The following is a 19,439-nucleotide window of genomic DNA, read 5'->3' on the forward strand; positions in this document are numbered from 1 at the left end:
AGGAAGGAGGGTCGGTCGCTCTCACCCGGAGTGACGGGACGCCTCGCTCTCCGCGTCCGACAGCCCGGGCAGCTCCATCTGCGCGCGGGGAGCGGCCTGGCGCCACCCCGCTCGGCTGGAGCGCCGCCGGGCAGGCCCATCCGTGGGCAACAACTCCTCCACGCCCGCCCAGCCCTCCTCGACGAGCGCCTCGAAGGATGGGCCCGTGGCCACGGCCTCGAGTCGCCGCGCCTGCCGGTCCAGCTCGCGCAGCGCCCCGAGCCGCTCGTCGTTGCCCAGCCGGGCCGCGTCCACCGCGCCGCGCAGCACCCGCAGCGTCTCGTCGTACACGTCCAGGCGCACGGGAAAGGGGTGCCGATCCTTGCCGCCCTGGGCGAGCGAGAAGCGCGCGGGATCCGTGAAGCGCGCGGGCGCGCCGTGCACCACCTCGGCCACGCTGGCCAGGGCCGCCACCGTGCGCGCGCCCACGCCCGGGGTGAGCAGGAGCTCGGCGAAGTCCCGAGGCCCCCGCTCGGCCGCCGCCGCGAGCGTGCCGTGCAACCGGCGCAGCAGCACGTCCTCGGGTCCCACGTGCGCATGGTGGGGCATCTGCAGGTGCGGCAGGGGCGGCGTGAAGGGCACGGGCCCCGCCTGGGCGGCCCGCACCTCGCGCAGCGCCCCGAGCACCACGTCCGGGCCCTCGGACACCAGCTGGACCTGGGCGGCGCGGGCCCGGGCGGCCCGGCGATCCGTGAGGTTGAGGATGACGCCCTGCCCGGGGCCGGTGATGGCGGCGTGGGGCGCGTCCACGAAGGACCCCAGGCCCTCGGACAACCAGTGGTAGCGCCGGGCCTGACCCCGCGTGGGGTTCATGCCCTGCTGCACCACGGCCCAGGCGTTGTCGTCGGAGAACACCAGGCTGTGCGCGTACAGCTCGAAGCCGTCCTGCACCGCGGCGCTGTCCACCCGGGCCGCGAGCCGGCTGGCGCGCAGCAACACGGGCACGTCGATGCCCACCCGGTCACCGATGAAGCGCAGCTCCTCGGGGGCGCGGCGCGCCTGGAGCCCCTTGCCCCCGACGACGTAGAGCCCGAGCTGCCGCGCCCCGGGCCCCAGGCCCTTCTTGAGCGCGCCGAGCACCGTGGTGGTGACGCCCGAGGAGTGCCAGTCCATGCCCATGACGGCCCCGAGCGACTGGAACCAGAAGGGGTGGGCGAGCCGGCGCAGCACCTCGTGGCGGCCGTAGTGCAGCACGAGCGCCTCCACGAGCACGCGGCTCATGCGCGCCATGCGCTCGGCGAGCCAGTCCGGCACCCGGCCGGAGTGAAGGGGGAGATCCGCGCTGCCCGTCCTGTCCATGCGATGACTCCAGGAGGTGACGGCACAAGTCACCTTCCCGGGACAACCTCGGAGGCCGCCCCCGTCTTCGCTTCCCGGCCCAGGGTGTGGCTCGCCGGGACGCCGGGCATGGGGCCGACCAGCGGGCGCGGAGGGCGTGATAGAGACGCCCGTGCCCATGCCGCTCGTCGTGCACCCCCACTTCCACCGGCGCCGCACCGGCGTCACGGCCCACACGGAGCTCATCGTCCCGGAGCTCGGACACCACCTGGAGACCTGGGCCGTGGGCGGCCACCTGGCGGCGAGCGTGCCGCGCCTGGCCTGGCGCGAGCTGTGGCGGCGCCTGCGCACCGAGCCGCTCGTGTGGCACGCGCACCGCAACAACGAGATGCTCGTCGGCCTGCTCTTGCGGCTGCTCGGGCGGCGGGTGCGGCTCGTCTACACGCGCCACGGCTCGGCCCGGCCCAGCGGCCTCACCCGGTGGCTGGCCGCGCGCGCCGAGCGGCTCGTCACCCTCAACGCCCAGGGCGCCGAGTGGATGGGCCTGCCCTCCACCATCGTCACCCACGGGGTGGACCTCACGCGCTTCACGCCCCCCGCGGACCGCGAGGCGGCGTGGCGGGCGCTGGGCGTGGGGGGCCAGAGGGGCGTGGGCGTGGTGGGCCGGGTGCGCCCCAACAAGGGCCAGGGCGACTTCGTGGAGGCCATCGCCCCGCTGCTCGCGGACTTCCCCGAGTGGAAGCCGGTGCTGGTGGGACTGGCCAAGGGCCCGGACGCGGCGTGGGCCGAGCGCCTGCGCGCCTCCACGGGAGACGCCCTGGTGCTCGCGGGCGAACACGCGAACGTGGTGCCCTGGTACCAGGGGCTGAGCATCCTCGTGCACCCGTCCTACGCCGAGGCCTTCTCCATGGTGCTCGTGGAGGCCATGGCCGCGGGGTGCTGTCCGGTGGTGACCCGGCTGCCGCACGTGCCGGCCGTGGTCGAGCATGGCCGCACGGGCTTTCTCTTCGAGCCCGGGGACGTGGCCACGCTGCGCGAGCTGTTGCGCATGCTCCTGCGCGAGCCCGAGCGCGCCCTGGCCGTGGGCCGCAACGCCGCCGAGGAGGCCCGCGCGCGCTTCGGCGTGGGCCACGAGGCCCGTGCCCTGGCCCGGCTGTACGCCGAGGCCCTGGAGCTGCCGGACTAGGTCGTCGCGGCGGGCGTGGACGTCTCGGCCGCCGAGGACGCGGTGCTCGTCTTCTTCGCGCGCGAGGAGGTGCGCGGGCTCTTCTTGCGCGACGTCGTCTTGCGCGCCGTGGCCGTCTTGCGGCCCGTCTTTCCGCTCGTGGAGGCGGCGCGGCGGGCCTTGCCACCCGTGGCGCGCTTGGCGCGGGCCGGCTGGGCGCGCTTGGCGCGGGTCGTCGTCTTGCTCGCCGTCTTCTTGGCGGCGGCCTTGGCCTGGCCCGCCTTGCGGCGCACGGTGGAGGCGGCCTTGGCCACGCGCTTGCGGGCGCCCGTCACGGCGCGCTTGGCGCGCGTGCGCGCGGACGTCTGGGCCTTGGAGGACTTGCTGCGGGGACTGCCGGAAGCACGCGGGGCCATTCGTTCCACTCCTGGGGTTGGCTGACGGACTGGAAGCAACATGGGGATGGCGTTTTCCAGACGCTCGAAGCGTCGAGGATTCCAAGAGGACGACCGTTGAACAGTCGTCGCTCGCGAAGCCCTTGAACCGCACGAGCGTCCGTCCGCGGACACTCCTCTGACCCTGGACGCCCGGAAGGCGTCAAGCCGCGGACTGCGTGGAGTCCCCCGTGGAGCCCTCCGCCACGCGCAGGGTGATGAAGAAGCACGTGCCCTGGCCCGGCTCGCTCTCCACGCGGATGTCGCCGCCCAGCGCGGTGATGATGCGGTGGCACACCGACAGCCCCAGCCCCGTGCCCATGCCCACCGGCTTGGTGGTGAAGAACGGGTCGAAGATGCGCCGCAGGTGCTCGGCGGGGATGCCGGCCCCGGTGTCGCGCACCGCCACCGTCACCTGGTCGGGCGCCGACAGCCGCGCGTCCACGCGGATTTCGTTCTCCTGCGCCCGGCCGGGCGGGATGGCGTGCGCCGCGTTGATGAAGAGGTTGAGGAAGACCTGGCCCAGGCGCGCGGCGTTGGCGTGCACCGGCGGCACGCCCTCGCACGCCTCCACCACCCGCGCCCGATCCCTCGTCTCGTGCCGCGCCATCTTCGCCGAGGAGCGCACCACCGCCGCCACGTCCACCGGGCCCAGCGCCACGTCGTCCGGGCGCGAGAGCGTCTTCAAGTCCTGCACGATGAGGCGCACGCGCTCGGCGCCCTCGCTCGCCTCGGACAGCGCGGCGAGCATCTCCTGGCGCCCCTGCTCGTCCGCCACGCCCGTGAGCTCGGCGAGCTCCTGGTGCACGTAGCGCAGGTTGCTCAGGATGTAGGCCAGGGGGTTGTTGATTTCGTGGCCCACGCCCGCCGCGAGCCGCCCCACCGAGGCGAGCCGGTCCGCGGACAGGAGCTGCTCCTGGGTGGACTGGAGCTGTTGCAGGCTGTCGCGCAGCCGCAGGTTGGCCTCGCCGAGCTCCGCGGTGCGCTGGCGCACCGTGTCCTCCAGCAGCGCGTGGTAGCGCGCCGCCTCGCGCTCGCTGGCCTCGGCCTCCGCGCGGCTCAGCCGCTGCTTCTCCTCCAGGGACTCGCGCAGCTCGCGCGCCATGCGGTCCACCGCCGCGCCGAGCGTGCCCAGCTCGTCGCGCGACGCCACGTGGGTGTGCACGTCGAAGTCCCCGTGCCCGATGCGCTCGGCCGCGTGGATGAGCCCCTGCAGCGAGGAGCGCAAGGGGGTGAGGATGGCCATGGCCAGCAGCATCACCAGCCCCAGGCACAGCACCGGAAAGCACAGCGCCACCCACTCCACCACGTACACGGACACGTCCAGCAGCTGCTGCAGCGCCTCCAGCTCGAAGCGCTTCTCGTCCTGCACCTCCTGGATGCGCTGGCCCACCGTCTGCTCGAACTCCGCGTACAAGAGCCACTCCACGTTGGGGGCGATGGACACGTGGGGGTGCAGCTCGTGCACCCGGCGCTCGGCCAGCGACGACCAGCGCAGGAGCGCGGCGCGGACCTCCCGGTGCTCGCGGCGCGTCTGCTCCTGGTTCTCGGTCTCCAGGGCACCGGCGCCCTCGCGCGCGAAGCTGTCGGCCAGCCGCGCCATCTCCGCGTCCACCTGACGCGCCAGCTCCTCGGGGACCCGCCGGGTGTCCGTCTGGGACTGGCGCGCCTGGGCGAGCTGGTTGAGGAAGGGCCAGGCGAGCGCGTGCAGGCGCTGGTAGCTGTCGATCTGCTCCTGCAGGGCCATGAGCTGCTGGCGCTGGCGCTGGCCGTGGTGGGCCAGACCGAAGAGGAGCAGCCCCATGACGCACACGAGCACGACGGCGACCGCCGCGAACCACAGCACCTTGGCGCGAATCGTCATGGGCCCGGACCTGGGATGGCGACCTCCGACACGGCCGCCATGGTGGCATGGAGGGCACCGGGGGCGCGAGGGGGAGTCCCCCGCCGCCTGTCCTACCTCCGGGCGGCCACCACCCGCGCGCGCAGCCGCTCGTAGAGCGCCACCACCAACCGCAGCTCGGCCGCCGTGCGCCGCGCGATGGCCGCATGCTCGCCCCGCTCGTACAGCTCCCAGACGCTCTTGCTCGAGCCCTTGTGCTCACGCAAGCCCAGCCGCCCGGCCAGCTCCCGGGTCGTCTTGGGATAGAGGTGGGGCTCCTCGGGAAAGAGGAAGCCCGCCTCGTTGGACAGGTCGATGGGCCGGGCCTTGAAGTACAGCTCGAAGAGCTCCGCGGGGCTCGCCAGCGCGTGGTGCAGCGAGCGGCAGTAGAGCGCCGGCAGGTCGAAGCGGGCGATGCCCGCCCCGCACACCACCAGGTCCACCACGGGCTTTCCCAGGATCCGGGCGTTCTCCTCGCGCTGTCGGGTCCACTCCAGCTCGAAGCGCTCGCGGATGGCCTCCAGCAGGGCCCGCTCCGAGCCCAGGTCCCAGAGCCACAGCCCCTGCACCTCCAGGGCGTCCAGGGACTCCAGCGCCTCCCCCGGAGCCTCCCCCGGAGCTTCCCCCGGAGCCTCCAGCGCGGACCCGGACGGGGGCGCCGTGAAGCGCCGCGAGAGGAAGCACCCGCCCAGCAGCGGATGCCCGGGCCGCGCCGGGTTGATGATGAGCGAGCCCCGGCTGGCGTCGCGCTCGTGGGGAGGCGCGTAGGCCTCCAGATCGAAGAAGAGCATGGGGGGTGACACCTCCTGCCCCCAGCATCGCATGTGCCCGCTGATCAACGTTGGGTCCCCGGGCTGTGTTCATGAGTGGCCCCTGGCGCGCGAAGCCCGGCGCTCCGGGGGGCCTGGCCGGGCGAAACGTGCTCCTATCGGCGATCCGCCCAGGAGTGCCCCGCATGCCCTCTCGTCCCCAGACATGGTGCGCCGCGCTGGCCGCCGCCCTGCTCCTCCTCGCCACGACCGCCGAGGCCCGCTTCGGCAAGGGCGGCTCCCGGGGCCGGAGCTCGAGCAGCCGTGGCTCGGGCGCCAAGCGGGGAAGCAGTCACGGCGCGTCGGCGGTGGGCTCCAAGCGGAGTGACTCCGGAAGCGACACCCCGCGCGCGAGGCCCTCGCGCGGGCCGGGACGCACGCGCTACTCGCCGGCGGCCTCCGTGGTGGTGGTGGCCGGAGGCGGCGGCGTCGCGGTGGCCTATCGGCCCTACAGCCCCTCGGAGTTCTTCGTCGAGGACCCGCCCGGGCCCGAGAAGCTGGTGCGCCTGGGGCTGGAGGCCCAGACGGCGCGGCGAGGCGGGGGCCTGGGCCTGCACTTCGCGCTGGAGGAGGAGCGCGTGGGTGTGTCCACGCGCCTGAACACGCTGTCGCTGCGCCCCCAGGAGGAGGACGGGAGCGAACGTGCCCGGCTGTTCTTGGGCGGGGCGAACCTGACGTTCGCCGCGGCGGTGAGCCACAAGGGGCGGCTGCGCCTGGAGACGGGCGTGGCGGTGACGCGTGTGCCGGGCGTCACCTTCGTGGGCCCCAGCCTGGGGATGAGCTTCGAGCGCTGCCTCTTGGGGGAGCTGGACCTGGAGGGCAGCGCGCAGTGGGTGCCCCTGCCCCACCTTCAGCTGGAGGGGCAGATGGGTCTGTCCCTGCACCTGGGGCCGCTCTTGCTGCGCGCGGGCTGGCGCGGGCTGCTGCTCGACGATCGCGGGCGCATGGAGGGAGTGACGCTCAAGCAGCGGGTGGGCGGACCCTACACCGGGGTGGGCCTGGCCTTCTGACGGCGCCCCTCAGGGCGTCTCGCGCGAGCGCCGGGACAGGCGCCGCGAGGGCCGGTGGGTGACGCGCGACAGGGCATGGGCCATGGAGCCCAGGAGCGAGAGCTGACGCGGCGAGAGCCGGCGGGTCACGCGCAGGAGCCGGCGCAGTCCGGGCGGCTCGGTCTCGCCCGCGGCCGGGTGGGGCACGAGCCCCAGGGCGGGCCGCGCGGAGGAGAAGCCCAGCAGCGCGTTGGCATCGAGTGCCAGGGCCTGACACAGGCGCATCAGGGTGGGGACGCTGGGCAGCATGTTGCCGCGCTCGACCCGGCCGTACACCTCGGTGGCGACGCCCACCCGCTCGGCGACCTCTTCCTGGGTGAGGCTCAGGCGGGTGCGCGCCTCACGGGCCACCCGTCCGAGGTACACGGCGAGCTGGGCTTGCGTTCGATGAACCTGGGGCATGGGTCCGGTCCCCGACGGGTAGCACAGGCCCCCTGGAAAGGAAAGCGGCACGCTACCGGGAAGGTCAACCGCCACGCGGGCCGGGCACCCGACGTTCGAGGTCGGGCCCGGCCGCGGGCCCTCACCGCTCCCCGCGCGCCTTCTTGAGCAGGTGGTCGCCGTGCTCCTCGCGCAGCTTCGTCTTGAGGAACTTGCCCGTGGACGTGCGGGGAATCTGCGCGAGGAAGAGGTAGTCATCCGGCAGCCACCACTTGGCGAAGTGCCCCGAGAGGTGCGCGGCGAGCTCCTCGGGGGTGGCGACCTGGCCCGGCTTGAACACCACCGCGGCGAGTGGCCGCTCGTCCCACTTCGCGTCCCGCCCCGCGAACACCGCCGCCTCCAGCACCGCCGGGTGCGCCATGAGCGCGTTCTCCAGGGCCACGGAGCTGATCCACTCGCCGCCGGACTTGATGACGTCCTTCGACCGGTCGGTGATGCGCACGAAGCCCTCGGCGTCCAGGGTGACGACGTCGCCCGTCTTGAACCAGCCATCGGCCGTGAACCGGTCCGCGCCCTCGTCGCCGAAGTACGAGGAGGCCACCCACGGCCCGCGCGCCTCCAGCTCGCCCATGGTGGTGCCATCGCGGGGCAGCACCTCCCCCGTGTCGCTCACGTGGCGCAGCTCCACGAACGGCAGCGCGTAGCCCTGGGTGGCGCGCAGCGCGAAGCGCTCGGAGGGCCCGAGCCCCTGGTGCCGCGGCCGGGGCCGGGCGATGGACCCCACCGGCTGCAACTCCGTCATGCCCCAGGCGTGCGTCACCCGCAGGCCGTGGCGCAGCTCGAACCCCTCGATCATCGCCTGGGGGGCCGCCGAGCCGCCGATGAGCATGCCCCGCACGCTCGTGAGATCCCACCGCGTGGGCGCCTGGTCCAACAGCGCGAGGATGCCCAGCCAGAGGGTGGGCACGCCCGCGGCCAGGGTGACGCGCTCGCCGGCCATGAGGTCCAGGAGCGACGCGGGGTCCAGGTGGGGCCCGGGCAGGACGATCTTCGCGCCGGTGAAGAGCGCGGCGAAGGGCATGCCCCAGGCGGCGGCGTGGAACATGGGGACCACGGGCAGCACCGCGTCCGCCTCGCCGATGCCGAAGGTGTCGGCCATGCACTCGGCGAGCGTGTGCAGCACGATGGAGCGGTGCGAGAAGAGCACGCCCTTGGGGTTGCCCGTGGTGCCCGAGGTGTAGCAGAGCATCGCCGCCGAGCGCTCGTCGAGCGGCGGGAAGACGAAGGCGCCCGGCTCGGCCGCCAGGAGCCGCTCGTAGTCCAGCCGCCCCTCGGGCACGGGGCCGTCGTCCGGCACGACGATGACGTGCCGGACCCCGGGCACCTCGCCGATGAACTTCTCGAGCAGCGGCAGGAGCGAGCGGTCCACGACGATCACCCGGTCCTCCGCGTGGCGCGCGATGTAGGCCAGGTCCCCCGGGTGCAGCCGCAGGTTGAGCGTGTGGAGCACGGCGCCCATGGAGGGCACGGCGAAGTACAGCTCCAGGTGGCGCGTGTGGTTCCAGCACAGCGAGGCCACGCGCTCCCCTGGCTTCACCCCCAGACGGGTGAGGGCCTCGGCGAGCTGGCGCGTGCGCCGCGAGAAGTCGGCGTAGGTGGAGCGGTGCAGGGACTTGTCCGGCTGGCGACTGACGATCTCCGCGTCCCCGAAGAACGTCCGGGCCCGGTCGAGGAAGTGGGTCAGCGTGAGCGGGAAGTCCATCATGCGGCCGGTGAGCATCGGTGCGCCTCGCGGGAGGGGAGTCCGCTCCCGATGCTAGCGGGCGCGCCCCGCGGCGGTGGCCCCTCCTCGCATGACACACCCGGTCATCCCGGCGCGCGGCGCGGCGGCGCCGTGCGGTTGCGGGCCGCAACGGCTCTCAATGCCTCTCACCCAAGAAGACAAGTGTGAAAGGAAGGGATTCCAGGCCGCTCCAAGGACAGACAGGCGAGCGAAAAGTGTCAGCCGTTGAAACGCAGCACGTAGGCCTCGAGGGACACCGTGGGCAGGACGAGGTCCCCGGCGGGCTCCCGCACGAAGCCGCGGCGCTCGTACATGCGCCCCACACCCACCACCCCCTGACGCACATGCAGGCAGATGGCGGGCACGCGCCACTCCTCGCGGGCGATCCGCTCGGCGGCCTCCAGGAGGGGCCGGGACAGGCCCTGGCCGTGGAATTCCACCGCCGTGGCGAGCTGCCGCAGATCCGCCGCGCCGGGAATCCACGCCTCGGAGCCCGGCGCGCCCGGGGGCCACAGGGACACCGTGCCCACCACGCGCCCGGCCCGCTCGGCCACCAGCACCCGGCCCACGGCGCGCCGGCGCGCCACGTCCCGCAGGTCGCGCCGGCGGGCCTCGTCGTAGCGCACCTCGGGCATCTTCTGGGCGTACTGGGCGAGGAAGGCCTCCACCAGCAGTTCGCCAATCGCGGCGTCGTCCTCGGCGCGCGCCTCCCGGACGACGACATCCTCCCACGCGGACATGCTCATGGCCGGGCCTCTAGCACGAACCCGCCCGCTCGCTCGCCGAGGACCCATGAGGTCCTGCGCCGAGGACACGCTCCCTACAGGCAGGTCCGATGTGGGCCTCGGGCCTTCTTCCCTCGGAGCACTTCAGTCGGGGGAGAGGAATCCAGGGATGGTTGACGGCTTTCAGCTCAACCCTTTACGCTGTCCGGCGCGGACTCCGGAGGCCGCAAGCTCTGAACAGTTGGGCGTCCGCGGCTTCTAGTCAGCGTCTGGGTCTCGTATCATCTGGACCCTCGGTACCAACTCCAAACAGGCTCTCGAATGCGACCCGCATCTGAAATTGGCGCTCCTTCCCATGAGCCCCCTTCCACGCAGGATGCGGCGGTGGCGGAGTCCACCCCGAACCTGCTGGCCTCCGCCGCCGCGCCGCTCATCCAGCAGGCCGCGGTCACCGGCGCCGAGGAGGCCCGGCCGCTCGTGGCCGTGCCGGGCCGGGCTGTCCAGGCCGAGCCCTCGCGCTTCGCGCCGGGCTTCGCCGCCAAGCTGAACCTGGTGGTGGACGTCGTGCTGGTGGTGGCCGCGCTGCTCATCGCCACGACCCTCATGGGCCACGACCTGCACCTGGAGCGCACCGACGTATGGGTGCTCCTGGTCGTGGGCGTGGTCTCCTGGCTCGTGGTGGGCACGGCGCTCTGCCTCTACGACGTGCACTTCGCCGATCGCGAGCGCCTGGATGACCTGGCGCTCATCTCCATCCAGGTGATGGTCGTCACGGTGGTGCTCTTCGTCACCCGCCTGGTGATGGGCACCGAGTCGTGGATCGTCGCGCTGAGCCTGTTTCCGCCGCTGCTCTGGCCGTCGGTGGCGCTCCTGCGGCTGTATGTCTTCCGGCGCCTGTCGGTGCAGGAGCAGCCGCTCGACGAGGTGCTCATCCTGGGCGTGGGCCCCATGGGCCGGCTCACGGGCGAGGACCTCAACAGCAAGCACCGCCGCAAGGTGACGGGCTACCTGAGCTTCGGCACCGAGACGGCCCCGGCGGAGATGCCCGCGCCCGTGCTCGGCCTGGCCAAGGATCTGGAGCAGGTGCTCAGCACGGTGCCGGTGGACGAGGTGTACATCGCCGGCAACCTCACCAAGCAGGCCACGGAGATGCAGGCGGCGGTGAAGCTGTGCGAGAAGTTCGGCATCCCCTTCGCGCTGCCCGCCTACCACATGCGCTTCGATCGGGCGCGGCCGGTGGACGACCACGCCATCTCGGATGGCTACCTGCACTTCGTCACGCACGCGTTCCTGCCGCACCAGATGGCGCTCAAGCGGCTGTTCGACATCGTGAGCTCCGCGGCGGCGCTCACGGCGCTCTCGCCGCTCCTGCTCGGCGTGGCGCTGGCGGTGAAGTTCACCAGCCGCGGCCCCATCTTCTTCAAGCAGGAGCGCGTGGGGCTGCACGGCAAGACCTTCGGCATGCTCAAGTTCCGCTCCATGGTGGTCAACGCCGAGGAGCTCAAGGCCAAGCTGGAGGCGCTCAACGAGCAGTCGGGCCCCGTGTTCAAGATGAAGAACGACCCGCGCATCACCCGCGTGGGCCGCTTCATCCGCAAGTACTCCATCGACGAGCTGCCCCAGCTCATCAACGTGCTGCGCGGCGAGATGAGCGTGGTCGGCCCCCGGCCGCCCATCCCCAAGGAGGTGGCCAAGTACTCCGCCTGGCAGCGCCGCCGCCTGTCCGTGCGCCCGGGCCTCACCTGCATCTGGCAGGTGTCGGGCCGCAATCAGATCTCGTTCGAACAGTGGATGTACCTGGACATGCAGTACATCGACCACTGGAGCCTCAAGAACGACATCAACCTCATCCTCAAGACGGTGCCCGTGGTCATCACCGGCAGCGGCGCGAGCTAGCTTCCCCGCGCCCGGCCGTACCGCCTGTCCCGCCTCAGGCCGACTTGCGCAGGCCGCCGTCCTCGGTGGCCGCGCTCGGGGAGGCGGGCAGGTGCTCCAGCTCCAGATCGATGTGCCGGGCCTCGGGGATGGCGGCGCGCACGTCCGCCTCGATGGCGTCGATCTCCTCGCTGAGCAACCGGATGAGGCTCTGCGCGGGGGGCAGGAGCGCCCGCTCGCGGCCCTCGCCCACGGGCAGCTCCCCCACCCCGCGCAGCGCCTGGGACAGCCAGCCCGCCACGAAGGCCTCGCTGAAGCGCACCTCGGCCTTGAAGAGGAACACCTCGGGGGTGAGCTGGCGCGTCTTCACGTCGTGGATGTCCGCGATGCTCGGCCGGGCCCGGACGATGGACTGGAAGCGCGCCTCCACGTCGTCGGGCACCGCGCGGCCAAGCAGGTGGGTGCGGTTCTCCAGCACCAGGTACACGGCGATGAAGCCCAGCAGCACGCCCACCACCACGGAGGCGAGCGCGTCGAACACGGGGTTGCCCGTCACGTGGGCGAGCACGATGCCGCCCGTGGCGAGCCCGAGCCCCAGCACCGCCGCCCCGTCCTCCAGGAGGATGGCCACGGTGGCGGGGTCCGCCTTCTCGCGCACGTAGCGCCAGAAGCCCAGGGCGCGCGCCGGCGCCCACACGCCCTTCACCGCGAGCGCCAGCACCCCGCCCTCCACGAGGAAGGAGAAGCCCAGGACGCCGAAGGTGCTCGCCCCCACCTGCACCGGGTGCGGGTGCAGCAGCGAGGACACGCCGTGGTACACGGTGACGCCACAGCCGATGAAGAAGATGCCGGCGGCCGAGAGGATGCCGAAGACGAAGCGCTCGCCCCCGTAGCCGTAGTGGAAGTCCTCGTCGCGCTCGCGGCTGGCGCGCCGCAGGCCCAGGAAGAGCAGCACCTGGTTGCCCGTGTCGGCCAGCGAGTGGATGGCCTCGGAGAGCATGGCGCCCGAGCCGGACAGGGCGAAGGCGATGAACTTGGCCAGGGTGACCAGGGCGTTGCCCGACAGGGCGAGAAGAACCGTTTTGATGGAAGAAGCGGGAGCGGACATGAACAGGGGAAAAGACGCGAGAAGGGCGAGGAAGGCGCTCACGCTAGCATGACGACGGGAGGGGGGCCGCCCCCCGGCCCTACAGGCCTGTAGGCGTTTGTTTGACGGGGGAGCACCGCTGGCGTTGACTGCGCGGGCCCTTCGTTTCGAGGTCATCGCCATCGACATGCCTCCCCCGAGCGCGGCCCCGGCCGAGCCCGCCCCTCCCGCCGCGGATGCCCACACGTCCCTGCGCAACGCCCTCAAGCTGGGCGGCTCGCTGCTGGTGACGTACGGCATCGCGCTGGTCATGCGCATGGTGCTGCCGCGCTACCTCGGCCCCGAGGGCTTTGGCCGCTACAACTGGGCGGATGGCTTCTCCGGCGCCTTCTTCGTGCTCAGCGCGTTGGGCCTGGACGTCTACATCCGCAAGGAAGTGTCCGTCCGCCGCGAGCACGCGAGCGAGTTCTTCGGTGGCACGCTGCTGCTCCAGCTCGCGCTGGCGCTGGTGCTCACCGGCGGCATGCTGTGGGTGATGCGCGCGGGGGGCGAGCCGCCCGAGGTGCAGCGGCTGGCGCTGCTCATGGGCGCCTACCAGTTCTTCTTCCGGCTCAACGCCATCCTCGCCGCGGTGCTGCACGCGCGCGAGCAGGTGGACGGGCTGTCCGTGGCCCACGTGGTCATGAAGTGCATCTGGGGCGGGGGCCTGGTGCTGGTGCTCCTGCTCAAGCTGCCCCTGCCGTGGCTCGCCGCGCCCTTCATCGGCGCGGAGGTCGTCAAGGTGGCCTTCCTGCTGCACCTCACGCGCGCGCACGCCGGGCTGAAATTCCGGGTGGACGTGCGCGCCACGGCCACGGCGCTCCTGGCCGCCCTGCCCTTCTTCATCAACGAGGCGGCGCTGGCCACCAACGGCCGCGTGGACGTGAGCATCCTGGGCCTCGTGGCCAACAAGACGGAGGTCGGCTACTACGGCGCCGTGTGGGGCATCGCCGGCATGACGATGCTGCTCTCGCCCATCCTCGGTTGGGTGCTGCTGCCGATGATGTCGCGCGCCGCGTCGAGCTCGCCCGAGGAGTTCACCCGCATCCTGCGCCGGGGCCTCGAGGGCGTCATCACCGTGTCCGTCCCGGTGACGCTCGCGCTGGCGCTGGGCGCCGAGACGTGGGTGCGGTTGATGATCGGCGAGGCCTACCTGCCCGCCGCCTCCGTGCTGCGGCTGCTCGCGCCCATCTTCGTGCTCACCTACGTGGCCACCGTGTGCGGCAGCTGGCTCATGGCCGCCAGCCGCACCTGGACGGTGACGCGCACGTCGCTGCTCGCCGCCGGGCTCAACCCCGCGCTCAACCTGCTGCTCATCCCGCCCATGCTCGCGCGCCTGGGCCCCACCGGAGGCGCGAGCGCCACCGCCCTGTCGCTCGCCATCTGCGAGGTCATCGTCACCCTCATCCTCCTGTCCGCCATCGGGGAGCGGGCCCACGACGCCCGGAGCCTCGCCGTGCTGGCCAAGACGACGGCGGTGTGCGCCGTGGTCACCGCCGTGCACCTCGGGCTCGGGGCGATGGGCCTGGACGCGCGGGACCTCGTGCGAGGGCTCGCGCGGCTGGTGGTGGACGGGGCCGTCTATCTCACGCTCATCCTGGCCACCGGGGCGGTGCGCCGGGACGAGGTGCTCGCGCTGGTGCGCCGGGTGAAGGATCGCCGCCGGCCCGCCGCCAGCGCCCCATCGCCGTTTCCCGAGGAGGAGCGCGCCGCATGAAGTCCCCCGCCTTGTTGTGGATCCTCCTGACCGGGCTGGTGCTCGGGTCCGCGTGCTACCGGCCCGGCCGCTTCGTCTGGGTGGACGACTACCGCGAGCCCCAGGCGCAGCAGGACGACAACTACCTCATCCGCCGCGGGGACATCATCACCGTGAACGTGTGGAACCAGGGGCAGCTGTCCTCGCCGCGCCTGCGCGTGCGCGATGATGGCCGCATCAGCCTGCCCCTGCTCAACGACGTGGACGCCGCGGGCCAGACGCCCGCCGCGCTCGCCCGCGCCGTGGAGCAGCGGCTCAAGGACCTGGTGGCCAACCCCGTGGTCACCGTGGTGGTGGACGAGGCCCAGCCGGTGAAGGTGTCGGTGCTGGGCGAGGTGCGCAACCCCGGCAACAAGCAGCTCGTGCCGGGCGCGGGGCTCCTGCAGGCGGTGTCCGAGGCGGGCGGCTTCACGGACTACGCGCGCGACGACGGCCTCTTCGTGCTGCGCCGCGAGCCGGGCTACCAGGCCCCCGTGCGCATCCGCTTCAACTGGGAGCTCCTCAGCCGCAACGAGGGCAACGCGGCCACCTTCCGCCTCCGCACCGGGGACGTGGTGGTGGTGGAATAGCCGCATGGCGCTGCCCGCCCTCGCGCTCGGCGCGCTGCTCGTCACCGCGTCCGCGCCGGCCGTGAAGTACAAGGCCTCGGCGCGGATCGAGTCGGTCGTGCGCACGCCCCTCGTCACCGAGACGGCCGCCACCCGGGTGGTCTCCGACGTGATGATCGCGCCCCGGCTGGACAGCGTCCTCTACACGAGCCGCATGGAGCTCAAGTTCGTGTACGAGCCGCAGTTCTGGATGCGCCAGGTGGCGCTGCAGCAGACCTTCGAGTCGCTCCAGTCCGTCTTCACGCAGCTGGAGTACTCGCTGCGCCGCGACTTCAAGCTCCTGGCGGTGCACACCACCACCTTCGGCAGCTTCCCGCTCAACGACTTCGGGGGCGCGGCCCGCACGGCCCTGCCCGTCAGCCCGCCCAAGGACGGCTCCGGCAGCAGCGCCTACATCTACACGGAGACGGCGCTGGGCTTCGTGGGCTCGTTCGGCATCAAGCGGCTCAACGTGGCGGGCACGCTCGGCTGGGTGGTCAACGGCCTCTTGGACCCGCCGGTCCGGCCGACGCGCCGGGGCAATGCCTCCTACCCCCAGCAGCGCTACCCGGAACTGCGCATGCAGTCGTTCTACGGCGCCACGCGCCGGGACTACTTCACGCTCTACCTCTACGGCCGGGACGTGAGTTTTTCCACGGGCAACCGCGACGCGATGATCCAGTTCGCCCCGGGCCTCCAGCACCAGTTCAACAACCTGGTGGACCTGAGCGTGGACCCCGGCGTGGCCCTGGGGCGCATCTACCCCCGGCGGCCGGATCAACCCATCCGGACCTTCCGCATGCCCACCCTGGACGTGGCGCTCAACACCCCGGTGCCCGTGGGCCTGCACTGGCCGGTGAAGGCCAAGGTGCGGCTGCGCTACCTGCCCTACATCGATCCGCTCACCACCCAGCTTATTCCCCGCGCCGAGACGGGCGTGGAGTTCAAGTGGGAAGGCCGGCGGGAGGCCAAGGTACTGGGCAAGGCCTTCTACTCCCACGCGATCACCTCGGGGCCGCACCGCTACGACAACGACGTGCGCCTGGAGGCGGAGAGCTTCCTGCCGCTGCCGCACACCCGCCTCCTCGTCCTGCAGACGAAGGGACAGTTCAGGTGGACACACCACGTCGTCCTGCCGCCGCAGGCAACCGTTCAATGGGCGCTGAGCGTTGGATTGGTCGTCCGATACGACCGTGGTAGGCTTTGAGGTCTTCCCGTCATGAAGAAGTTCCTCCTCATGTCCGTCGTCTACGCGCTGCTGGTGCTGCCCAGTCTGGCGGCGCGTGAACAAAACGCGGTGCGGGGCGTAAAACGCGCCGTGGCGATGTTCGTGGCGTACAACTTTTTCTACATCTTCGTCGTCCTGGTCGTCTGGACGTCGATGGCGGACTGAGAACCTGAGAGATTCTATGGCGCAGCAGCAAGGAAGCGTCCTCGTGGTGGAGGACCTGGAACTGTCCCGGAAGCTGCTCACCGGCCAGCTCCAGTCCCTGGGCTTCACGCACATCGTGGAGGCAACCAGCGGGGCCGCGGCCCTGGAGTGCCTGGCCGAGCTGCGGCCGGTGCCGGTGTTGGTGTGTCTGGATCTCACCCTGCCCGACATCTCCGGCTACGATGTGTGCGAGATGATCCGCGCCACGCCGGTGCTGCAGGGCATTCCGGTGCTGATGGTCTCCGCGCGCACCCAGACCATGGACCGCGCCCAGGCGGAGGAGGTGGGCGCGAGCGGCTACCTCATGAAGCCCTTCACCGAGGAGGAGCTGCGCCACCAGTTGGAGCGGGTGCTCACGTACCACCCGTGGAAGAAGGAGGCGTAAGGTCCCCATGCCCGCCCCTCACGACGACGCCCCGGAAGCCGAGCGCACCCAATCCCAGATCTTCGACTGGGAGGCGATGCGCGACTACTTCGGCTACGTGAAGAACGCCATCCTGCGCCACAAGCTGCTCGCCCTGGGCACCTTCGTGCTGACGGCGGCGCTCGGCCTGACGCTCGCCAAGTTCCTGCCGCGCACGTTCTACGCGGAGGCCACGCTCTTGCCCAAGCGCGCCTCCACCATCGCCGCGCTCGTCAACCCGGACCGCATCCCGGCCCTGGACGCGGATCCGCCCAACCCCCTGCGTCCGCCGGGGGAGATCGACTCGGTGACGCGCTCGGCCGCCCAGCTGGTGATGCGGCGCGAGAACCTGGTGTCGCTCATCAAGCGGGTGAACCTGCTGGACCGCTGGGACTCCACGCGCGCCCCGCTCCTGCGCTTCAAGGATCAGGTGATGCAGACGGTGTCCGGGCGCCCGAGCGAGGACATCAAGCTGGACGCCATGGTGGGCATGCTGGAGAAGGCGCTCACGGTGAACACCGAGGATGGCCGGGTGGCCATCTCCGTCATGTGGCCCGAGCCCCAGCTGGCCTACGAGCTCGTGGAGGCCGCGCAGCAGGGCTTCCTCGAGGCGCGCCAGCGCGAGGACCTGTCGAGCATCGCGGACGCCCGGCAGATCCTCGAGGAGCACGAGAAGACGGCGCTGGAGGCCTACACCCAGGCGTTCACGAGCTTCGAGAAGATCTTCGCGGCCATCATGATCGAGCGGCGGCGCGCGGTGGGAGACCCGCGCGTGGGCGGCTTCAACACGAACCAGCAGATGGCGGAGATGCGCTTTCTCATCCGCGCCAAGCGCCGCGCCATCGACGACTCGGAGAACCTGTACAACCGGCGCCTGGAGGGCCTGCGCGCGGAGATGGTGGCCCAGCGAAAGCTCGTGGGCGAGAACCACCCGAACCTCGTGTCCCTGGAGCAGCAGGTGGCGGCGCTGCAGGCCGAGGGCTCGCTCAACACGAGCACGCTCAGGTCCGAGGAGAAGCAGATGACGCGCGACTACGAGCGCATCGGCGGCGGCTCGGTGCCCTTCCCGGACGAGCCGGTGCCGGATCCGTACGGCCTGGAGCGCGTGCTCATGGGCATCCTGCCCGCGGTGTCGGAGAATCCCAAGGCGGCCACGGCGCTGGACGAGGTGCGCATCCGCAGCGCCAACCTGCAGCAGCTGCGCCGGCGCATCCAGACGGCCCAGTACGAGACGGACATCGTCAAGGCGACGTTCAAGTACCGCTACACGGTGCTCACCCCGGCGGAGTTCCCCCGGGCCCCCATGAAGCCCAACGCCAAGGTGATCGCCATCGGCGGCATCCTCGCGGGGCTGCTGCTGGGTGTGTTCGCGGCCATCGCGCGCGACGTGCTCAGTGGCCGGCTGTTGCAGTCCTGGCAGGTCAAGCGGGGGTTGGGACTGCCCGTGCTGGCCGAGATGGAAACACTGCCCCTGGAGCATCAGTCCCGCTAGCTGTCCCGACCGGAGTCTTCCCCCCGTGATGCTGCTCGATCTGTTGCTCCTCGTCCTGGCCGTGCCGGTGCTCGCCGCCTCGGGCTACCTGCTGCTGCTCACGCTCTTGTCGGGCCTCAAGCCGGCGCCGCCCCCGGTGGCGCCGCGGCTCAAGTTCGACGTCATCATCCCCTCGCACAACGAGGAGGCGGGCATCGCCACCACGGTGCGCAACCTCTCCGGGGTGGACTGGCCGACGGCGCTGCGGCGCATCGTGGTGGTGGCGGACAACTGCTCGGACGCCACGGCGGAGCGGGCGCGCGAGGCGGGCGCCACGGTGCTCGTGCGCCACAACCAGGAGCTGCGGGGCAAGGGTTACGCGCTGCAGCTCGCGTTCGAGACGAGCCTGAAGGACGGCTTCGCCGACGCGGTGGTGGTGGTGGACGCGGACACCCAGGTGACGCCCAACCTCCTGCACGCCTTCGCGCTCCGGCTGGAGGCGGGGGCCCACGCGGTGCAGGCGCACTACGGCGTGCTCAACCCCGAGGCCTCGTGGCGCACGCGGCTCATGGCGGTGGCCATGGCGCTGTTCCACAAGGTGCGCTCCATGGGCCGCGAGCGCCTGGGCGTGTCGTGTGGCCTGCGCGGCAATGGCATGTGCTTCACCCACGCCATCATCCGCCGGGTGCCTCACGAGGCGTTCTCCATCGTGGAGGACCTGGAGTACGGCATCCGCCTGGGGCAGGCGGGCGAGCGTGTGCACTACGCCTGGGAGGCCGAGGCGCTCGGGGAGATGGTGTCCGGCGAGAAGGCGTCGCGCTCGCAGCGCCGGCGCTGGGAGGGGGGCCGCCTGGCGATGATGCGCCAGCACGGTCTGCCGCTGCTCGCCGAGGGATTGCGCAAGCGGGACCGGGTGTTGGTGGACCTCGCGGCGGATCTCCTCGTGCCTCCGCTCAGTTGGGTGGTGCTCGGGGCCGGAGCGTTGACGGTGGCCTCTCTCGCGCTGTCCTGGGCGCAGGGGAGCGTGGCGGTGTCGGCATGGGTGGCGAGCGCGTGTGTGCTGTCGCTGGTGGCGTACGTGATGCGGGGCTGGTGGGTGTCGGGCCAGGGCGTGCAGGGCCTGTTCGCGCTCGCCCGGGCGCCGTTCTACGTGGCGTGGAAGTTGTGGTTGCTGGTGAGCCGCCCGGCGGAGAAGAAGGGCGAGTGGGTGCGGACGACGCGCGAGGGGCAGAAGCCCTGAGCGA

Annotated in this window: 18 protein-coding genes; 10 read left to right on the top strand and 8 right to left on the bottom strand. The window is 71.9% G+C overall.

Annotated elements, in window-relative coordinates; translation table 11 throughout:
• Nucleotides 1-21 precede the first annotated feature (21 nt).
• Nucleotides 22-1,338, bottom strand: a complete 1,317-nt coding sequence (locus tag I3V78_RS02235; RefSeq protein WP_204484669.1) for a DUF763 domain-containing protein — start codon at nucleotides 1,336-1,338, stop codon at nucleotides 22-24.
• Nucleotides 1,339-1,495: 157 nt separating this feature from the next.
• Here I3V78_RS02235 and I3V78_RS02240 point away from each other — a divergent pair, with 157 nt between their 5' ends.
• Nucleotides 1,496-2,503: a glycosyltransferase family 4 protein gene (locus I3V78_RS02240; RefSeq protein ID WP_204496393.1), complete on the top strand. Its 1,008-nt coding sequence runs from the start codon at nucleotides 1,496-1,498 to the stop codon at nucleotides 2,501-2,503.
• Here the strand turns inward: I3V78_RS02240 and I3V78_RS02245 are convergent.
• From I3V78_RS02245 to I3V78_RS02255, 3 genes are all read right to left on the bottom strand, one after another.
• Nucleotides 2,500-2,898 carry a hypothetical protein gene (locus tag I3V78_RS02245; protein ID WP_204484670.1) on the bottom strand — a complete coding sequence of 133 codons (399 nt, stop codon included), beginning with the start codon at nucleotides 2,896-2,898 and terminating at the stop codon, nucleotides 2,500-2,502. The genes I3V78_RS02240 and I3V78_RS02245 overlap by 4 nt on opposite strands.
• 181 nt (nucleotides 2,899-3,079) lie before the next feature.
• Nucleotides 3,080-4,780 (bottom strand): sensor histidine kinase, encoded by a 1,701-nt coding sequence (locus I3V78_RS02250; protein WP_204484671.1) that lies wholly within the window; start codon nucleotides 4,778-4,780, stop codon nucleotides 3,080-3,082.
• A gap of 92 nt (nucleotides 4,781-4,872) precedes the next feature.
• Nucleotides 4,873-5,589 carry a hypothetical protein gene (locus tag I3V78_RS02255; protein ID WP_204484672.1) on the bottom strand — a complete coding sequence of 239 codons (717 nt, stop codon included), beginning with the start codon at nucleotides 5,587-5,589 and terminating at the stop codon, nucleotides 4,873-4,875.
• A 164-nt stretch (nucleotides 5,590-5,753) separates the two neighbouring features.
• On the opposite strand from I3V78_RS02255, the gene I3V78_RS02260 reads away from it, so the two are divergent.
• Entirely contained in the window at nucleotides 5,754-6,617 is an 864-nt protein-coding gene (locus I3V78_RS02260) for a hypothetical protein (RefSeq protein ID WP_204484673.1), read from the top strand.
• Nucleotides 6,618-6,626: 9 nt separating this feature from the next.
• On the opposite strand, the gene I3V78_RS02265 is transcribed toward I3V78_RS02260, so the two are convergent.
• The 3 genes from I3V78_RS02265 to I3V78_RS02275 form a co-directional block, all read right to left on the bottom strand.
• Nucleotides 6,627-7,058: a helix-turn-helix transcriptional regulator gene (locus tag I3V78_RS02265; RefSeq protein WP_204484674.1), complete on the bottom strand. Its 432-nt coding sequence runs from the start codon at nucleotides 7,056-7,058 to the stop codon at nucleotides 6,627-6,629.
• 121 nt (nucleotides 7,059-7,179) lie between these two features.
• Nucleotides 7,180-8,817: a long-chain fatty acid--CoA ligase gene (locus I3V78_RS02270; protein ID WP_204484675.1), complete on the bottom strand. Its 1,638-nt coding sequence runs from the start codon at nucleotides 8,815-8,817 to the stop codon at nucleotides 7,180-7,182.
• 221 nt (nucleotides 8,818-9,038) lie between these two features.
• Complete coding sequence (locus I3V78_RS02275) at nucleotides 9,039-9,566, bottom strand: GNAT family N-acetyltransferase (RefSeq protein WP_420840413.1); 528 nt, start codon at nucleotides 9,564-9,566, stop codon at nucleotides 9,039-9,041.
• Between the two features lie 300 nt (nucleotides 9,567-9,866).
• Here I3V78_RS02275 and epsZ point away from each other — a divergent pair, with 300 nt between their 5' ends.
• Nucleotides 9,867-11,441, top strand: coding sequence for an exopolysaccharide biosynthesis polyisoprenyl-phosphate hexose-1-phosphate transferase EpsZ (gene epsZ / locus I3V78_RS02280; RefSeq protein WP_239576257.1), 1,575 nt, complete (start codon nucleotides 9,867-9,869; stop codon nucleotides 11,439-11,441).
• A gap of 34 nt (nucleotides 11,442-11,475) precedes the next feature.
• Here the strand turns inward: epsZ and I3V78_RS02285 are convergent, their stop codons facing one another.
• On the bottom strand, nucleotides 11,476-12,570 hold the full coding sequence (locus tag I3V78_RS02285) for a cation diffusion facilitator family transporter (RefSeq protein WP_204484676.1): 1,095 nt from the start codon (nucleotides 12,568-12,570) through the stop codon (nucleotides 11,476-11,478).
• Nucleotides 12,571-12,652: 82 nt separating this feature from the next.
• On the opposite strand from I3V78_RS02285, the gene I3V78_RS02290 reads away from it, so the two are divergent.
• Genes I3V78_RS02290 through epsU form a run of 7 tightly spaced genes read left to right on the top strand, consistent with a single transcriptional unit; the run spans nucleotide 12,653 to nucleotide 19,435 of the window.
• Nucleotides 12,653-14,263, top strand: coding sequence for a flippase (locus I3V78_RS02290; RefSeq protein WP_239576258.1), 1,611 nt, complete (start codon nucleotides 12,653-12,655; stop codon nucleotides 14,261-14,263).
• The gene (epsY, locus tag I3V78_RS02295) at nucleotides 14,260-14,871 is read left to right on the top strand and encodes an exopolysaccharide export protein EpsY (RefSeq protein ID WP_204484677.1); all 612 of its coding nucleotides are present in this window, start codon (nucleotides 14,260-14,262) and stop codon (nucleotides 14,869-14,871) included. Before I3V78_RS02290 ends, epsY begins: the two co-directional genes overlap by 4 nt.
• Nucleotides 14,872-14,875: 4 nt before the next feature.
• Nucleotides 14,876-16,096, top strand: coding sequence for a hypothetical protein (locus I3V78_RS02300; RefSeq protein ID WP_204484678.1), 1,221 nt, complete (start codon nucleotides 14,876-14,878; stop codon nucleotides 16,094-16,096).
• A 12-nt stretch (nucleotides 16,097-16,108) separates the two neighbouring features.
• Nucleotides 16,109-16,282 (top strand): hypothetical protein, encoded by a 174-nt coding sequence (locus I3V78_RS02305; protein ID WP_204484679.1) that lies wholly within the window; start codon nucleotides 16,109-16,111, stop codon nucleotides 16,280-16,282.
• 16 nt (nucleotides 16,283-16,298) lie between these two features.
• On the top strand, nucleotides 16,299-16,706 hold the full coding sequence (locus tag I3V78_RS02310) for a response regulator (RefSeq protein ID WP_204484680.1): 408 nt from the start codon (nucleotides 16,299-16,301) through the stop codon (nucleotides 16,704-16,706).
• A 7-nt stretch (nucleotides 16,707-16,713) separates the two neighbouring features.
• Complete coding sequence (locus tag I3V78_RS02315; protein WP_204484681.1) at nucleotides 16,714-18,216, top strand: GumC domain-containing protein; 1,503 nt, start codon at nucleotides 16,714-16,716, stop codon at nucleotides 18,214-18,216.
• Nucleotides 18,217-18,244: 28 nt separating this feature from the next.
• Nucleotides 18,245-19,435 (top strand): exopolysaccharide biosynthesis GT2 family glycosyltransferase EpsU, encoded by a 1,191-nt coding sequence (gene epsU, locus I3V78_RS02320; RefSeq protein WP_204496406.1) that lies wholly within the window; start codon nucleotides 18,245-18,247, stop codon nucleotides 19,433-19,435.
• The last annotated feature ends 4 nt before the right edge of the window (nucleotides 19,436-19,439 follow it).

It is taken from the genome of Archangium primigenium, from assembly GCF_016904885.1.
In the GTDB taxonomy this organism is placed as follows: Bacteria; Myxococcota; Myxococcia; order Myxococcales; family Myxococcaceae; genus Cystobacter; species Cystobacter primigenius.

Bases quoted from the DNA above. Each gene is read 5' to 3' on its own strand.
- I3V78_RS02235 (WP_204484669.1), bottom strand. From the start codon at position 1,338: ATGGACAGGACGGGCAGCGCGGATCTCCCCCTTCACTCCGGCCGGGTG.
- I3V78_RS02240 (WP_204496393.1), top strand. From the start codon at position 1,496: ATGCCGCTCGTCGTGCACCCCCACTTCCACCGGCGCCGCACCGGCGTC.
- I3V78_RS02245 (WP_204484670.1), bottom strand. From the start codon at position 2,898: ATGGCCCCGCGTGCTTCCGGCAGTCCCCGCAGCAAGTCCTCCAAGGCC.
- I3V78_RS02250 (WP_204484671.1), bottom strand. From the start codon at position 4,780: ATGACGATTCGCGCCAAGGTGCTGTGGTTCGCGGCGGTCGCCGTCGTG.
- I3V78_RS02255 (WP_204484672.1), bottom strand. From the start codon at position 5,589: ATGCTCTTCTTCGATCTGGAGGCCTACGCGCCTCCCCACGAGCGCGAC.
- I3V78_RS02260 (WP_204484673.1), top strand. From the start codon at position 5,754: ATGCCCTCTCGTCCCCAGACATGGTGCGCCGCGCTGGCCGCCGCCCTG.
- I3V78_RS02265 (WP_204484674.1), bottom strand. From the start codon at position 7,058: ATGCCCCAGGTTCATCGAACGCAAGCCCAGCTCGCCGTGTACCTCGGA.
- I3V78_RS02270 (WP_204484675.1), bottom strand. From the start codon at position 8,817: ATGCTCACCGGCCGCATGATGGACTTCCCGCTCACGCTGACCCACTTC.
- I3V78_RS02275 (WP_420840413.1), bottom strand. From the start codon at position 9,566: ATGAGCATGTCCGCGTGGGAGGATGTCGTCGTCCGGGAGGCGCGCGCC.
- epsZ (WP_239576257.1), top strand. From the start codon at position 9,867: ATGCGACCCGCATCTGAAATTGGCGCTCCTTCCCATGAGCCCCCTTCC.
- epsY (WP_204484677.1), top strand. From the start codon at position 14,260: ATGAAGTCCCCCGCCTTGTTGTGGATCCTCCTGACCGGGCTGGTGCTC.
- I3V78_RS02300 (WP_204484678.1), top strand. From the start codon at position 14,876: ATGGCGCTGCCCGCCCTCGCGCTCGGCGCGCTGCTCGTCACCGCGTCC.
- I3V78_RS02305 (WP_204484679.1), top strand. From the start codon at position 16,109: ATGAAGAAGTTCCTCCTCATGTCCGTCGTCTACGCGCTGCTGGTGCTG.
- I3V78_RS02310 (WP_204484680.1), top strand. From the start codon at position 16,299: ATGGCGCAGCAGCAAGGAAGCGTCCTCGTGGTGGAGGACCTGGAACTG.
- I3V78_RS02315 (WP_204484681.1), top strand. From the start codon at position 16,714: ATGCCCGCCCCTCACGACGACGCCCCGGAAGCCGAGCGCACCCAATCC.
- epsU (WP_204496406.1), top strand. From the start codon at position 18,245: ATGCTGCTCGATCTGTTGCTCCTCGTCCTGGCCGTGCCGGTGCTCGCC.